The 14,174-nt window shown below is 68.5% G+C and carries 13 protein-coding genes; 8 read left to right on the forward strand and 5 right to left on the reverse strand.

Going from position 1 to position 14,174, the window contains the following annotated elements; translation table 11 throughout:
• Window positions 1-146: 146 nt before the first annotated feature.
• The 4 genes from RR928_RS09815 to RR928_RS09830 are packed head-to-tail and all read right to left on the reverse strand — an operon-like array spanning window position 147 to window position 3,806.
• Window positions 147-1,112 carry a Bug family tripartite tricarboxylate transporter substrate binding protein gene (locus RR928_RS09815; protein ID WP_332535678.1) on the reverse strand — a complete coding sequence of 322 codons (966 nt, stop codon included), beginning with the start codon at window positions 1,110-1,112 and terminating at the stop codon, window positions 147-149.
• Window positions 1,113-1,169: 57 nt separating this feature from the next.
• The gene (locus tag RR928_RS09820; protein ID WP_332535679.1) at window positions 1,170-1,925 is read right to left on the reverse strand and encodes an SDR family NAD(P)-dependent oxidoreductase; all 756 of its coding nucleotides are present in this window, start codon (window positions 1,923-1,925) and stop codon (window positions 1,170-1,172) included.
• A gap of 14 nt (window positions 1,926-1,939) precedes the next feature.
• Window positions 1,940-2,725, reverse strand: coding sequence for a flavin reductase family protein (locus RR928_RS09825; RefSeq protein WP_332535681.1), 786 nt, complete (start codon window positions 2,723-2,725; stop codon window positions 1,940-1,942).
• A gap of 10 nt (window positions 2,726-2,735) precedes the next feature.
• Complete coding sequence (locus RR928_RS09830; protein ID WP_332535683.1) at window positions 2,736-3,806, reverse strand: LLM class flavin-dependent oxidoreductase; 1,071 nt, start codon at window positions 3,804-3,806, stop codon at window positions 2,736-2,738.
• Between the two features lie 130 nt (window positions 3,807-3,936).
• Between RR928_RS09830 and RR928_RS09835 the strand changes: the two genes are divergently transcribed.
• Window positions 3,937-4,875 (forward strand): LysR family transcriptional regulator, encoded by a 939-nt coding sequence (locus tag RR928_RS09835; RefSeq protein WP_332548002.1) that lies wholly within the window; start codon window positions 3,937-3,939, stop codon window positions 4,873-4,875.
• Here the strand turns inward: RR928_RS09835 and RR928_RS09840 are convergent.
• The gene (locus RR928_RS09840) at window positions 4,860-5,765 is read right to left on the reverse strand and encodes an SMP-30/gluconolactonase/LRE family protein (RefSeq protein WP_332682352.1); all 906 of its coding nucleotides are present in this window, start codon (window positions 5,763-5,765) and stop codon (window positions 4,860-4,862) included. The two genes, RR928_RS09835 and RR928_RS09840, sit on opposite strands and share 16 nt — an antisense overlap.
• 288 nt (window positions 5,766-6,053) lie before the next feature.
• Here RR928_RS09840 and RR928_RS09845 point away from each other — a divergent pair, with 288 nt between their 5' ends.
• Genes RR928_RS09845 through RR928_RS09875 form a run of 7 tightly spaced genes read left to right on the forward strand, consistent with a single transcriptional unit; the run spans window position 6,054 to window position 14,171 of the window.
• Window positions 6,054-6,824, forward strand: coding sequence for an enoyl-CoA hydratase/isomerase family protein (locus RR928_RS09845; protein ID WP_332535687.1), 771 nt, complete (start codon window positions 6,054-6,056; stop codon window positions 6,822-6,824).
• 3 nt (window positions 6,825-6,827) lie between these two features.
• Window positions 6,828-8,984, forward strand: a complete 2,157-nt coding sequence (locus tag RR928_RS09850; protein WP_332535688.1) for an acetate--CoA ligase family protein — start codon at window positions 6,828-6,830, stop codon at window positions 8,982-8,984.
• Window positions 8,974-10,161, forward strand: coding sequence for an acyl-CoA dehydrogenase family protein (locus tag RR928_RS09855; protein ID WP_332535689.1), 1,188 nt, complete (start codon window positions 8,974-8,976; stop codon window positions 10,159-10,161). Before RR928_RS09850 ends, RR928_RS09855 begins: the two co-directional genes overlap by 11 nt.
• Before the next feature lies 1 nt (window position 10,162).
• Window positions 10,163-11,152 (forward strand): acyl-CoA dehydrogenase family protein, encoded by a 990-nt coding sequence (locus RR928_RS09860; protein WP_332535691.1) that lies wholly within the window; start codon window positions 10,163-10,165, stop codon window positions 11,150-11,152.
• Complete coding sequence (locus RR928_RS09865; RefSeq protein ID WP_332682355.1) at window positions 11,149-11,916, forward strand: SDR family NAD(P)-dependent oxidoreductase; 768 nt, start codon at window positions 11,149-11,151, stop codon at window positions 11,914-11,916. The genes RR928_RS09860 and RR928_RS09865 overlap by 4 nt, the downstream gene beginning before the upstream one ends.
• Before the next feature lie 2 nt (window positions 11,917-11,918).
• Window positions 11,919-13,124: an SDR family NAD(P)-dependent oxidoreductase gene (locus RR928_RS09870; RefSeq protein WP_332682357.1), complete on the forward strand. Its 1,206-nt coding sequence runs from the start codon at window positions 11,919-11,921 to the stop codon at window positions 13,122-13,124.
• Window positions 13,125-13,184: 60 nt separating this feature from the next.
• Window positions 13,185-14,171, forward strand: coding sequence for a Bug family tripartite tricarboxylate transporter substrate binding protein (locus RR928_RS09875; protein WP_332535697.1), 987 nt, complete (start codon window positions 13,185-13,187; stop codon window positions 14,169-14,171).
• Window positions 14,172-14,174 lie beyond the last annotated feature (3 nt).

The raw sequence follows: 14,174 nt of genomic DNA on the forward strand, positions 1-14,174 counted from the left end.
GGATTTTTTCCTAACGCGGGACGTTCACCCTTCGACAGGGCGAACGGTCAGTTACCCGTTCGTGGTGAGCCTGCCTCGCCGGCCGCGTCGAACCATAAACGTCCTGTCCTCAAGACAAGACTCACTCTGCCCTTTCCAACAACCCACTAGTTGATGTCAATCTTCGCCCCCTGCCGTATCAGATTGCGCAGCTTCTCCGTCTCCTGCGCCAGGAACTTGCCAAAGGCTTCGGGCGTGGAGGTCGAAACCTGCAGGCCGGTCTTGGCGATCTGCGCCTTGAGCTCGGGGTCCTTGAGCACTTCGCGCAGGTCGGCGTTGATCTTGGCGACGATCTCGTCGGGCACGCCCGCGGGCGCGAGCAGGCCGAACCAGCTGCCGGCGACAAAGTCCATTCCCAGTTCGCGGAACGTGGGCAGCTCCGGCGCGTCGGGATGGCGTTTGGGCGCGGCAATCGCCACGGCGCTGACCGAACCGCGCTGCACCTGGGGGTACGACGACATGCCGTCGAACATGCCGTCAAAAACGCCCGAGGTCAGGTCTATCATCGCCGGCCCCTGGCCCTTGTAGGGCACATGGGTGAACGGAATGCCCGCCTGCTGGGCAAACAGCTCGGCGCCGATATGCGGGCTAGAGCCCGCGCCCGACGAGCCCAGCGACAGCCCGCCCTTGGGCGCCTGGGCCTTGGCCAGTGCGATCAGCTCGGCCAGCGACTTGCCCTTGAGCTTGTTGTTGACCAGCAGGATGTTGTGCGTGGAGCCCAGCAGCGCCACCGGGCGGAACGCCGCCGGCGAATAAGGCAGGTTCTTGCGCAGCTCGGGGTTCGAGGTGAACGCATAGCTGGTGAACAGCAGCGTATAGCCGTCGGCCGGCGCGCGGCTCACATGCTGGGTGCCGATGATGGTGCCCGCGCCCACGCGGTTCTCCACGATCACGGGCTGGCCCCACAGCGCGCCGAGCTTGAGCCCGGTGGTGCGCGCGAACAGGTCGGTCACGCCGCCGGCCGAGAACGGCACGACGATGGTCACGGGGCGCTTGGGAAAGGCTTCCTGGGCCTGCAGCGGCAGGGTGGCGGCCACGGCAGCGGCGACTCCCAATATCTTGAGAAGGTGCATTTTTGTCTCCGGTAGTTATTTTTCGACCTGCGCACGCTTCATGCTGAAAGCGCGCGGCTACATGACTTCGCCGCCGTTGGGTCCGAGGATCTGGCCGGTCATGTAGTCGGCGTCCGGGGAGGCGAGAAACGCCACCACCGAGGCGATTTCCTCGGGCTGGGCGCGCCGGCCCAGAGGCACGCGCAGCTGCACTTCGCGCGCGTATTCGGGGTTGGCGCTGAGTTCGGCGCTCATGGGCGTCTGCACGCGGCCGGGCGCGACGGCGTTGACGAGGATGTTCCACTCGGCGAATTCGCGCGCCCAGGCGCGCGTCAGGCTGATGATCGCGCCCTTGGCCGCCGCATAGGCGCTCACGTTGCGGTGCGTGCCATAGGCGGTGATCGACGCGGTGTTGATGATGCGGCCGCTGCGCCGCGCTTTCATCGCGGGCAGCACGGCCTGGGTGCAGAGCATGGCGCCCTTGACCGTCACGGCCAGCATCAGATCGATGGCCGCCTCGTCAATCTCTTCGAGCGGCCGCATGCCGCCGGGAATGCCGGCGTTGTTGACCAGGATGTCGACCGCGCCCAGCTGCTGCTGTGCGGCAGCGAACGCCTCTGAAACGCTGGCGCGGTTCGAGACATCGGCAATGCAGGCCAGGGCCTGGCCGCCGGCCGCGCGCACCCGCGCCACGGTCTCGTGGGCGGCATCGGCGTGCAGGTCGTTGACGATGACTGCCGCGCCGCGCGCGGCCAGCAGTTCGCAGTGGGCCCGGCCTATGCCCGAGCCCGCGCCGGTCACCAGCGCAATTTTTCCCAGCAAGGGTGTGTACATGGCGGCGTCCCGGTTCACGCCGCGATGCGGTGGGTGGCGGCGTTGAAGTGCACCACCGGGTTGGACGGGCTGTTGCGCGAGCGCCGCACCTTGCCGACGACCAGCACATGCGTGCCCAGCTCCTGGGTCCAGACCACGTCGCATTCCATGCTGGCCAGCGCGTCGGCCAGCACGGGCGCCTGGCCGCTCTCGCTGTGCCAGCGCTCGTCCGAGAAGCGCGCCAGGCCCTGCGGCGCCTGCAGGAACTGGGCCATCACGGCGTCATGCCCTTCGCCCAGCACATTGGCGGCAAAGCGCCCGCTCTCAAGCAGCGGCGCGGTGAACGACGACTGGCGGTGGGCGAAAAAACCAATCATCGGCGGCTCGGCGCAGACCGCGGTGAGGCTGGACACAATCATTCCCGCGACCTCGTCGCCCTGGCCCGTGCTCACCGCGCAGATGCCCGCGGGCAGCGCGCGCAGCGCGGTCTTGAATTCAGCGATGGACACCACTTCTTCCTGGTCGCCATGGCTGATGTGGGCGCGCACCTGGCCCTGTGCGTCGACCCAGCCGTTGCGCTGCGCGTAGTCGAGCATGCGCGCAAAGCCCTCCTCCCATTCGGGCTCGCCCGCATGGCCGCTGACGAAGCGCAGCACCGAGGGCGCGAGCCGCACATGGGTGTCGCCCTCACGCTGGCCGATGCGGCGTATCGCGCGCTCCACGGCCTCGGGCGGCTGGGGATCGATCAGCACCTCGAGCCGCTTGAAATCCATGGGCTCGCGCAGGGACAGGGTCCCGGAATCGGACAGATGAAAGCGCATATGGGTCTCCTTAGGCGGCGGTGGCGACGCTGAGTTCGCCCACTTCCTTGCGGATCGCGGGAATGATGCGTTCGCCCCAGAGTTCGATCTGGCGCAGCATGGTCTTCTGGTCGAAATCACCGAGCTGGGTCTGCAGCGCGATGTGCTTGGGGCGCAGGATGCTGATCTCTTCGAGCATCTTGTCTATCACCTGGTTGACCGAACCCACGGGCAGGTTGGCGCGCATCTGGTCGAAGCTCATGTCGGTGGGCGAAGGCTCTTCCTGCACCATGTAGCCGTCCTCGCTTTGCGCGCGGCGGAACTTGAGGCTTTCGGAAATGCGCCGCTGGAAGCGCGCGTTGTCGAGATAGGAGTCGACTTCGGCGCGGTTGTCGGACGCATAGGCGCAGCGCAGGAAGCCGAACTTCACATCGCGGTCCAGGTCCTTGCCGTTGTCCTCGGCGACCTTGTCCAGGCGCGCGCGCAGGCTGGTGATCGCGTCGTTGCCGTTGAGCAGCGCGGTGACGAACAGGTTGTGGTTCTCGCGCACGCCGCGGCCCAGCACCGTGGGATTGCCCGAGGTGACCCACAGCGGGGGCATGGGGTTCTGCAGGCAGCGCACGGCAATCGAGCTCGGCGGCACATCGAGGTGCTTGCCGTGGTATTCGAAGATGCGTTCGCCCAGGCCCTTGGGAATGATGTCGAGGAACTCGTTGAAGATCTCGCCCGACTCGGCGATCTTCACGCCGAAGCGCTCGAATTCGAACTCCTGATAGCCCGAGCCCACGCCCAGATCGAGGCGGCCGTTGGACACGGTGTCGACAAAGCCGACTTCGGCCAGGAAGCGCGCGGGATGGTACAGCGGCAGGATGCAGACCGCCGTGCCCAGGCGGATGCGGCTGGTCTTGGCGGCCACATGCGCGACCATCATCAGCGGCGAGGGCGACAGCGAGTAGTTGTTGAAGTGGTGCTCGGCATACCAGGCGCTGTGGAAGCCGGCCTGTTCCGCGACCACGGTCTGCTCGATAGAGTTCTGGATCACCTGCTGCGAACTCTGGTGATAGCCACGTTGCTGCGCGAGGATGAAGACGCCGAATTCCATGCTGTGCTCCTTGTTTTGATAGCCGTGAATCTGATAAATGATTCTAGGAAGGCACGGCGCCGGCCGGAATGCATGAAAATCGAGGTTCTGTCCTGCGGATATTGGAGAAGTCATGGATCGGCTGCGTGCTATGGAGTTTTTTCTTTCGGTTTCGCAAACCAAGAACTTTTCAACCACGGCGCGCACGTTCGGGGTATCTGCAACCGCGGTTTCACGGCTGATCACCGATTTCGAGGATTCGCTGGGCGTCAAATTGCTGCTGCGCTCCACGCGCCAGATCATGCTGACCGAATCGGGTGAGGAATATGCGCGCCAGCTCGAAGGCATTCTCTGGAACATCAACGCGGCCCACTCCAGCATCACCGCGATACGCGAGGCGCCCAAGGGCCACCTGAGGGTGCACTCGCGCATGATGTTCGGCCTGGGCGTGCTGCCGCCGCTGATCGCGCGCTTTCGCAAGCTCTACCGCGACATCCACATCGAGCTGATCCTGTCGGAAACGCCGGCCGACCTGCGGCGCGACCAGATCGACATCGACTTTCGCATCTCGCCGCCGGTCGAGGCCGGCGTCAAGCGCCGCATCCTGTTTCGCAGCGCGCGCTATCTTGTGGCCGCGCCCGCCTACCTGCAAGGGCGCGCGCTGCCGCAAAAGCCTGCCGACCTGGGCGAGCATGACTGCCTGAACTACCTGCGACCCGGCGGCGAAAGCGTCTGGCATTTCAGCCAGGCTGGCCAGATCGAGGACCTGGCCTTCCAGCCGCGCCACGCCAGCAACAACGGCATGGCGCTGCTCGAGATGGCGCGCCTGGGCGAAGGCATTGCCCTGCTCGACGACTACACGGTGCATGCCGACCTGGAACGCGGCAGCCTGGTGCGGCTGCTGCCCGACTACCAGGTGACCAACACCACCTACGAGGAAGGCATGTACGCGACCATCCTCGACACGCCCATGGTGCCGACCAAGCTGCGGCTGTTTCTCGACTTCGTCGTCGAGCATGTGTCGGGCGAGAGCAACCGTTTCATCGCGCTGGGCGACGAGCCCGCGGCCAGCGATCAGGTCGGCGGCTGAATATCGCAGGCCGAGCGCGAGGCGCCGCGCCGGCCCAGGCCGCGCAGGCGCAGCACGCGCCCGTCAAGCGGGCCGCTGGCGCTGAGCCGGCCGCTGTCGGAAATCGAAGTCACATAGAGCTCGTCGAGCAGCGGGCCGCCAAAACACAGTGAGCTGGGGTGGGCCAGCGGCAGGCGCAGGCGCTGGCCCGGCCGGCCCTGGGCGTCGAAGCGCACGATCTCGCCGGTATGCACCAGCGCGCTCCACAGCCCGCCTTCGTCGTCGAAGCAGCAGCCGTCGGGCGCCGAGCCCAGCGGCTGGGTATCGGCAAACAAGGAACGCTGCCAGGGCGCGACGCCGGCCTGCGGGTAGACATAGATGCGCCGCGCCGCGCTGTCGCAGACGAACACCCGGCCGTCGACCGGGTGCTGGACCGGGCCGTTGACCACGCCATAGCCTTGATCGACGCGCGCCATGTGACCCGTGGGGTCCACGCGGTACAAGCCGCCCAGCGGCGCTTCGCCCGGTTCGCGAAACGTGTGCATGGTGCCCACGCAAAAGCTGCCGTCGGCCAAGGCCGCGCCGTCGTTCAGGCGCAGGTGGGGGTGCTGCTCTTCCAGCCGGCCCAGCGTCTGCAGGCGGCCGCTGGCCGGGTCTAGCAGCACCACGCTTTCGCGCAGCGCGACCACCAGGCGGCCGTCGCTGTTGAGCGCAAACGAACCCAGCGGCGCGGGCAGCTCGAAGCGCCGGCATTCATCGCCCTGGGCATCTAGCGCCAGCAGCAGGCCGTCGCGGCTGTCGATCAGCCACAGCAGTTGCTGGCGCGCGTCCCAGACCGGGCATTCGCCCAGACGCGTGTGCAGCGCGCCAAACGCCTGGATCTCGGGACGGGAAGCGGGGAAGGCGGACATGGCGGAAAGCTCGTGTGAAAGGCCCGCAAGGGCGAGGCGATTGCGCTCATCTTACGAGGGGATGACAGCGCGACTCCGTACGTTTTCGCAGAACACATCCAACGATTTGACGGGGACTGATCTGCCCGGTTCGTCCCTAGAATTTCCCTGCGCCCCCCTTGTAGAGGGCTCGGGTTTACCCCGAATACCAGGAGACAAACTTGAACGCCACCGATTTTCCGCGCCAGACCGCGGACATTTTCCATTCCTGCCCGGCAAATGCCCTGATTAATCTGGCGGAGGTGAACCATGGCTGAAAAAAGCGTACTGTTTGAAGTCAAGGACAAAGTGGCTCTGGTCACGCTCAACCGCCCGCCCGTCAATGCGCTCAACCGTGCAATGCGCCGGGAAATCGTCGCGATCTTCGACGACATTTCAGCGCGTGATGATATTCGCTGCGCGGTATTGACGGCCCAGGGCTCGGTTTTCTGCGCCGGCGCCGATTTGAAGGACCGCCCGGACGCCGATATTCCCGGCGATTTTCTCGAACACAACCGCATTACCCGCGAAACCGGCAATGCGATACGCGAATGCGCCAAGCCCGTGATTGCCGCGATCAACGGCGCGGCGCTGGGCGCGGGCCTGGGGCTGGCCGCGGCCTGCGACATCCTCTACGCCTCGGACAACGCGACCTTCGGCATGCCCGAGATCAACGTCGGCCTGGCCGGCGGCGCGTCCATGCTGCGCACGCTGTTTGGCCGCTCCACGGCACGCCGCATGTTCTTCACCGGCCAGCGCCTCACGGCCGCCGAGCTGCTGCAGCGCAATGTGCTCGAAGCCGTGCTGCCGCCCGAGGAACTGCTGCCCGTGGCCATGAAGCTCGCGCATGAAATCGCGTCCAAGGCACCGCTGGCCGTGATCTACGCCAAGCGCGCGGCCAACATGGTCGACGTGATGCCGCAGCGCGACGCCTACCGCTTCGAGCAGGAATTCACCATGACGCTGGCGCGCACCGAGGACGCACGCGAAGCGCGCATGGCGTTTCTCGAAAAGCGCGAGCCGCAATTCAAGGGCCGCTGAACCATGAGCGACTACCAGACACCCGCCCCGGGGGCCGGGATGGACGCCTTTTTCCTGGCGCGCGGCATTGCCGTGATCGGCGCCTCGGCCGACGCCACCAAGATCGGCGGGCGCCCCGTGCACCTGCTGCGCCGCCACGGCTATGCCGGCGCCATCTATCCCATCAACCCCAAGGGCGGTGAAATCCAGGGCCTGCCGGCCTATGCCCGCCTGGCCGACACGCCCGAAGCGCCCGAACTGGCGCTGATTGCCGTGCCGGCAGCCCACGCGCTGCAGGCCGTCGAGGACTGCGCGGCGCGCGGCGTGCGCGCCGTGGTCGTGCTGTCGTCGGGCTTTGCCGAAGCCGGCGCGCAAGGCGCGGCCTGGCAGGCGGCGATGCGCGCCACGGCGCTGCGCCACGGCATGCGCCTGCTGGGCCCCAACTGCCTGGGCACGGTGGGCGTGGCCGAGCGCGCCATTGGCTCGTTCTCGGTCGCGCTGGAAGACTACTACCCCCGGCCCGGCGCGATCGGCATCGTTTCGCAGTCGGGCAACATCGGCAGCTACACGCTGCAGCTGCTGGTGCAGCGCGGCGTGGGCATCAGCCGCATGGTGACCACGGGCAACGAAGCCGAAGTCGATCTGGCCGACGGCATTGCCGCGCTGGCGCGCGACCCGGCAACGCGCGTGATCCTGTGCTGCATGGAAACCTGCCGCGACGGCGAACGCCTGACCCAGGCGCTGGCGATTGCGCGTGAACACCAGACGCCCGTGGTGGTGCTCAAGATAGGCGCGACGGAACAAGGCCAGGCCGCGGCCGCCTCGCACACCGGCGCGCTTGCCGGCTCGGACGCGGTGATTGACGCCGTGCTGCGCCGCCATGGCGCGCTGCGCGTGCGCTCGCATGAAGATCTGGTGGAAATCGGCCAGGCGCTGAGCCAGCTCTTGCCTCACAGCCTGCCGCGCAAGCCCGCGGTGACGCTGGTCGCGGCTTCGGGCGGCTTCGGCATCATGATGGCCGACGCGATGAGCGACGCCGGCCTGGCCCTGCCCGCGCTTGCCGCCGCCACGCGCGCGCGCATCCACAAGGTGCTGCCGGGCGCAAGCACCAGTAATCCTGTCGATGCCTCGGCGCAGATTTCCAGCCGCCCCGACATCCTGTTCGAAGTGCTGTCCGCCTTGCAGGAAGACCCGGGCGAAGCCACGACGGTGCTGTTTCTCTCGCTGGGCCTGTACAGCAGCCGGCTGCGCGATATCTACCTGCAGGCGCTGGCCCAGCTGCGCGCGGCCTATCCGCAGCGTCCGCTGATCATCATCAGCCGTGGCCCGGCCGATGCCGTGGTGCAGATCCAGGCGCTGGGCATTCCAGTGTTCTCCAGCATAGACGCCGCGGCGCGCGGCATCGCGGCGCTGGTGCGCCAGGCCGAACTGCTGGCCGCCGAACAGCCTCCCGCGGTCCCGGCGCGCAGCGCTGGCGCGCGCCTGCCCGAGTCCGCGTTCCGCAACGAGTACGCGGCCAAGCAGGTGTTGATCGACGCCGGCTTCGAAGTGCCGCTGGAGCGCAGCGTGCGCGATGCCGACGCCGCCGTGCAGGCCGCCGAGGCGCTGGGCTATCCGGTGGTGCTGAAGATCCTGTCGGAAGACATTGCGCACAAGACCGAAGCCGGCGGCGTGGCGCTGAACCTGGCCGATGCCGCTGCGGTGCGCGCCGCGAGCGCGCGCATCTTTGCCAGCGTCGCCGCGCATGCGCCGCAGGCGCGCATCGAGGGCCTGCTGGTCGCGCCCATGCTGCGCGGCGGCACCGAGCTGATCGCCGGCATCTCGCGCGACCCGGTGTTCGGCCCGGTGGTCATGGTCGGCATGGGCGGCATCTACGCCGAAGTGCTGCGTGATGTCGCCGTGCAGCCCGCGCCCGTGAGCCAGGCCCAGGCGCTGGCCATGATCCGCTCGCTGCGCCTGTTCCCGCTGCTCGACGGCGCGCGCGGCCAGGCCAGGGCCGATATCGATGCCGCGGCGCGCGCCGTCGCCCGCCTGTCCGAATTCGCCTGCACGCACCGCGACCAGGTCGGCGAAATCGACCTCAACCCCATTCTCGTGCGCCCCGCTGGCCAAGGCATTGCCATCCTGGACGCGCTGATGGTGGCCTGCATTCCTGAAACCGAGAGCGCCCATGCTGAATGATTTCCCTATGAGCGTCGACCTGGCCGGCTACCGCCGCCATGCCCACGACTGGCTCGCGACCCACCTGCCCGCGCACATGCGCGGCGACAGCCTCGACTACCGCACGCCCACGCTGCAGGAAAGCAGTGCCTGGGAAGCCGCAATGCACCAGGCCGGCCTGGCGGGAATGACCTGGCCCAAGATCTACGGCGGCCATGGCCTTAGCCTGCGCGAGCATCTGGTCGTGAACCAGGAAGTCGGCCGCCTGCTGATGCCCGACAGCGTGAGCTCCATAGGCAAGGAGCTTGCGGGCCCGATCATCATGGCCGTGGGCACCGAGGAACAAAAGCAGAGCTTCCTGGCCAATATCCTGGCCATGCGCGAATTCTGGTGCCAGGGCTTTTCCGAGCCCGACGCGGGCTCGGATCTCGCGCGCCTGCGCACCAAGGCCGTACAGGAAGGCGACCAGTGGCGCATCAACGGCCAGAAGATCTGGACCAGCGGCGCGGCCAAGGCCCACTACTGCCTGCTGCTGGCGCGCACCGGCACCGTCGCCGACCGCCACCGCGGCCTGCTGATGTTTGCCGTGCCCATGAACACGCCCGGCATCCGCGTGGTGCCTATCAAGTCGATCGACGGCAAGGATTCGTTTGCCGAAGTGTTCTTCGACGACGTGGTCGTGCCCGACAGCGCGCGCCTGGGCGCGCCCGACGAAGGCTGGGCCGCGGCGCTCAAGGTGCTGGGCATAGAGCGCGCGACCAACCGCATGTACCGTCCCTGGCGCTTCGAAGCCGAGCTGCGCTTCCTGGTGCGCGCGCTGCGCTCCGATCCGCAGCTCGCGCTCCAGCTGGAAGACGGCGGCGTGCAGAGCCGTGTCGGCGAGCTGCTGGCCGAGATCGACGGCCTCAAGGGACTGGTCGAGCGCTCGGTCGACCAGATCCTGCAAGGCCAGGCCGTGGGCGCCCGCGGCTCGCTGACCAAGCTGTTCTGGTCCGAATGCCACCAGTCGTTCGCCAGTTTCGCGCTGTCGCAGGTCAGCCAGATCGGCCCGCAGTCAAGCGCGCTGGCCCGGCGCGCGCGCAAGGTCTTCACCCAGGCCTACCTGTTCTCACGCGCCGAGACGATCTATGCGGGGACTTCCGAAGTCCAGCTCGATCTGATTGCCCAACGCATTCTCCAGCTGCCCCGGGAGCACTGACATGACCCAACAAGACCAGGGGCTGCGCCCCGAAGAGTTCGGCGAGGCCGCCGAAGCCGCGATCACCGATGCGCTCGGCCGCCCCGAAGACACCCATGCGGGCGTGCTGGCCGCGGCCGGCCTGTTCGGCGTCTGCGCACCCGAAGAGGACGGCGGCATGAACCTGCCGCTGGCCTTTGCCGTGCCCGTGGTGCAGGCCGCAGGAAAGCTGCGCCTGCGCTTTGCGCTGGCCGAGCAGATCGTGCTGGCCCGCCACCTGCCCGATGCCGCGCTGCGCGCCGCGCTGATCGACGGCAGCCGCCGCGCGACCATTGCCGCCCAGGGCCGCCTGGGCGATGCCTGGGTAGGCCATGCGCGCCAGGCGCAGCAGGCCGACTGGCTGCTGCTGCGTGCGCCCGAAGGGGACGGCGCGCAGCTGGTCGATCTCGCCGGCGCGCCGCGCGAACTCGACCCGTCGCTGGACCCCGAGGAACCCGCGGCCTGGCATGACCTGTCGCAGGCCCGGGTGCTGGCGCAGCTCGATGCCGCGGCCGCCGCCGCGCTGTGGCATGACCTCGATCTGCTGTTTGCGGCCAGCGCCCATGGCGCGGCCGACGGCGCGCTGCAGGCCGCAGTCGAACACACCGGCACGCGCGTGCAGTTCGGCGCACCGCTGTCGACACGCCAGGCCGTGCGCCACTGGCTGGCGCGCATGAAGCTGTTCCACGAGACCAGCGGCGCGGCCATCTACCACGCGCTGCGCGTCGATCCCGCGGAACCCGAACGCGCCAAGCCTGCACGCGTGGCGCGCAGCGCGCTGGTGCTCAATCTGCAGCACGCGGCGTTCATCATCGAAAAGGCCATGCACCTGCACGGGGGCATGGGCTTCACCTGGGAGCTGCCGCTGCACCGCGCGCTGCGCAGCGTGCGCGCGCTCGAAGCGGCCTGCGGCGCGGGCGCTGCCGCGCGCCGGATCGGACAAGACTTCATCAATGCACAGGAGGCCGCATGAGCAGCGCCAAACTCGACTTGCAGGACCGCGTGGCCCTGATCACCGGCGCGGGCAACGGCATTGGCCGTGAAACCGCGCGCCAGATGGCGGCGCGCGGCGCCGTGGTGGCCGTCAACGACCTCAAGCCCGAATTCGTGCTGGCCGTGGTCGACGAGATCCGCGCCGCCGGCGGCCGCGCGTTTGGCGTGGTGCAGAACATCGCCAGCCGCGAAGGCATCCATGCGGCCGTGGCCCAGGCGCGCAGCGAAGGCGGGCGTTTCGACATCCTGGTCAACAACGCGGCCTGGGTGCGCTACCAGGCCGTGGCCGACATCCAGGCCGACACCATGGAGCGCATGCTCGACGTAGGCTTCAAGGCCGTGATCTGGGGCATTCAGGCCGCCACGGCAGCCATGGACGCCGAGCGCGGCGGCGCCATCGTCAACGTCGCCTCCACGGCCGCTTTGCGCTCGGCGCCCAACTCGCTGGTCTATTCGGGCATCAAGTCGGGCATCCTGGGCATCACGCGCGCGGCCGCAGCCGAACTCGGCGCGCAGCGCATACGCGTCAACGCGGTCTGCCCTTCGGCCGTGCCCACCGAGGGCACGCAGCGCAACCGCAACGCCGAGCGCGACGCGGCGCGCATTGCCGCCACGCCCATGGGCCGGCTGGGCACGGTTGAAGACATCGCGCGCACCATCTGCTTCCTGGCCAGCGACGACGCCGGCTTTGTCACCGCGCAGGGCCTGGCCGTCGACGGCGGCGTGACCTTCACCAATCTCTGACCATGCCAGGCAGCGTACTCATCACAGGCGCCGCCGGCGGCATAGGCCGCGCCACGGCGCTGCTGCTGGCGCGGCGCGGCTGGCACTGCGTGCTGGTCGACGCCGACGCCGCGGCGCTCGATCGCCTGCAGGCCGAATGGCCGCAGCAGGCGCGCGCGCCGCTGGCGCTGGTGGCCGATCTCACCGACGCGGCGCGCATTGCCGCGCTCGGCCCGCAGCTGCCGCCGCTGGACGCGCTGATCAACAACGCCGGCATGTCGGCCGGCGGCGCCGAGGTGCTGGCGGGTGTCGAGGACGGCGCGGCGCAGCGGCTGCTGGCGCTCAATCTCGAAGCGCCGGCGCGCATGGTGCAGGCCTGCGCGCCGCAGCTGCGCGCCGGCGCGCGCATCGTCAATGTCGCCTCGGGCGCGGGCCTGCGCGCGATTCCCTGGCGTGGGCTGTACAGCGCCAGCAAGGCCGGCGTGATTGCCCAGACCCAGGCATTGGCGCGCGCCCGGCCCGACTGGAGCGTGAGCGCGCTGTCGCCGGGCTTTGTGCGCACCGAGCTCGTGCAACGGCTGATCGCCAGCCAGCGCCTGGACCTGCCCCAGGTGCTGGCGCGCATTCCGCTGGCGCGCATGGCCGAGCCCGAAGACATGGCCGAGGCGCTGGCGTTTCTCGTGAGCCCCGGCGCCCGGCCCTGCGCCGGCCAGCTGCTGGTGCTCGATGGCGGCTCGTCCGTCTATGGCGGCAGCCAGCCCTTGCCGCCCACGCAACTGACCGCGCTGGCGTTCGACACCCCGCGCGCGCTGCAGGCCGCATCCATTGATTGCGCCGAATGGCAGGCCGCGCTGGCGCAGCTGCCCAGCGCAGCTGCGGGCTACCCGGCCGTGATCGACGGCCGCGCCTTGCAGGCACCTGCCGGCGGCCTGCTTGCCGCCGTGCTGGAGGCGGCGCGCGCCTTCCGCGCCCGGCATGCGCGCCAGGCCAGCCTGACGCTGCTGCTGCCGCCACCCCCTGCGGCTGTCGACTGGCAGCTTGCCGGCGACGCCGCCGCGGCGCGCATGGCCCTCAGCACGCTGGCCGCCGAATGGGGCGCGGCGGGCCTGCGCATCAATGCGCTGGCGCCCGCCTGCGCGCCCGCCGACTGCGTGGCGCTGCTTGACTACATGAGCGGCGCACGCGCCCAGTTCCTTACAGGCCAGGTGCTTATGCCTGCCCTGCCATGATGCCAACCCAATTGCGGGCAGCCCGGTAGCTGACCACGCAGAACATAAAGGAGACAAATCATGATCCACACGCCTCTCACCCGCCGCACGCTGCTGGCCGGTACGGCCGCCTTCGCCCTCCAGGCCCATGCCAGCAGCAGCACGGGCAACTGGCCGGCACGCACCATACGCCTGGTCGTTCCCGGCCCCGCGGGCTCGGGCATGGACATCTTTGGCCGCCTGCTCGCAGTGAACCTGCAGGAAGCGCTGCGCCAGACCGTGGTGGTCGACAACAAGCCCGGCGCCAACAGCCTGATAGGCACCGACAACGTCGCCAAGGCCCAGGCCGACGGCTATACGCTGCTGCTCTCGCCCTCGTCGGCGATCGCCATCAATCCCGTGATCCAGGCCAAGATGCCCTACGACACCGAGAAGGACCTGCTGCCCGTGGCCCAGGTCGGCTCGGCCGGCGTGCTGCTCGTGGCCCATCCCTCGACCGGTTTCAAGAACCTCGGCGACCTGGTGCGCCACGTCAAGGCCAATCCCAACAAGCTGGTCTACGGCTCCTGGGGCAGCGGCTCGACCGGCCACCTGGCAATGGAAGGCATCAAGGCCCACTACGGGCTGCAGATGGAACATGTGCCGTTCAAGGGCGTGGCCCCGCTGGTGACCGATCTGCTGGGCAACAACATCTCGGTGGGTTTCACCGACATTGCCTCGCCCGTGCCGCATATCCGCGCCGGCAAGCTCAGCGCCCTGGGCTGCACCGGCTCGGCGCGCGGCCCGGCGCTGCCCGAAGTGACGACGCTGTACGAGCAGGGCTTTCGCTTCGACATGAACGGCTGGTACGGCGTGTTCGCGCCGGCCGGCACGCCGCCCGAAGTCGTGCAGCGCCTGAACCAGGAAATCAACCGCATCCTGGCGACCGACGACGTGATCCAGAAGTTCGCGCTGCAGAACATGGCCAAGCCGCCGATCAAGAGCGTGGAGCAGTTCGCGACCACGGTGAAGACGGATGTGGCGGTGTGGCAGAACCTGGCAAAGGTGGCGAAGCTGCGCGTGGATTGACGC

It is taken from the genome of Comamonas sp. (assembly GCF_036666375.1).
Taxonomy (GTDB): Bacteria; Pseudomonadota; Gammaproteobacteria; order Burkholderiales; family Burkholderiaceae_C; genus Comamonas.

Excerpts from the sequence above, each read along its gene's own strand:
- RR928_RS09815 (WP_332535678.1), bottom strand. The coding sequence starts at position 1,112 with ATGCACCTTCTCAAGATATTGGGAGTCGCCGCTGCCGTGGCCGCCACC.
- RR928_RS09820 (WP_332535679.1), bottom strand. The coding sequence starts at position 1,925 with ATGTACACACCCTTGCTGGGAAAAATTGCGCTGGTGACCGGCGCGGGC.
- RR928_RS09825 (WP_332535681.1), bottom strand. The coding sequence starts at position 2,725 with ATGCGCTTTCATCTGTCCGATTCCGGGACCCTGTCCCTGCGCGAGCCC.
- RR928_RS09830 (WP_332535683.1), bottom strand. The coding sequence starts at position 3,806 with ATGGAATTCGGCGTCTTCATCCTCGCGCAGCAACGTGGCTATCACCAG.
- RR928_RS09835 (WP_332548002.1), top strand. The coding sequence starts at position 3,937 with ATGGAGTTTTTTCTTTCGGTTTCGCAAACCAAGAACTTTTCAACCACG.
- RR928_RS09840 (WP_332682352.1), bottom strand. The coding sequence starts at position 5,765 with ATGTCCGCCTTCCCCGCTTCCCGTCCCGAGATCCAGGCGTTTGGCGCG.
- RR928_RS09845 (WP_332535687.1), top strand. The coding sequence starts at position 6,054 with ATGGCTGAAAAAAGCGTACTGTTTGAAGTCAAGGACAAAGTGGCTCTG.
- RR928_RS09850 (WP_332535688.1), top strand. The coding sequence starts at position 6,828 with ATGAGCGACTACCAGACACCCGCCCCGGGGGCCGGGATGGACGCCTTT.
- RR928_RS09855 (WP_332535689.1), top strand. The coding sequence starts at position 8,974 with ATGCTGAATGATTTCCCTATGAGCGTCGACCTGGCCGGCTACCGCCGC.
- RR928_RS09860 (WP_332535691.1), top strand. The coding sequence starts at position 10,163 with ATGACCCAACAAGACCAGGGGCTGCGCCCCGAAGAGTTCGGCGAGGCC.
- RR928_RS09865 (WP_332682355.1), top strand. The coding sequence starts at position 11,149 with ATGAGCAGCGCCAAACTCGACTTGCAGGACCGCGTGGCCCTGATCACC.
- RR928_RS09870 (WP_332682357.1), top strand. The coding sequence starts at position 11,919 with ATGCCAGGCAGCGTACTCATCACAGGCGCCGCCGGCGGCATAGGCCGC.
- RR928_RS09875 (WP_332535697.1), top strand. The coding sequence starts at position 13,185 with ATGATCCACACGCCTCTCACCCGCCGCACGCTGCTGGCCGGTACGGCC.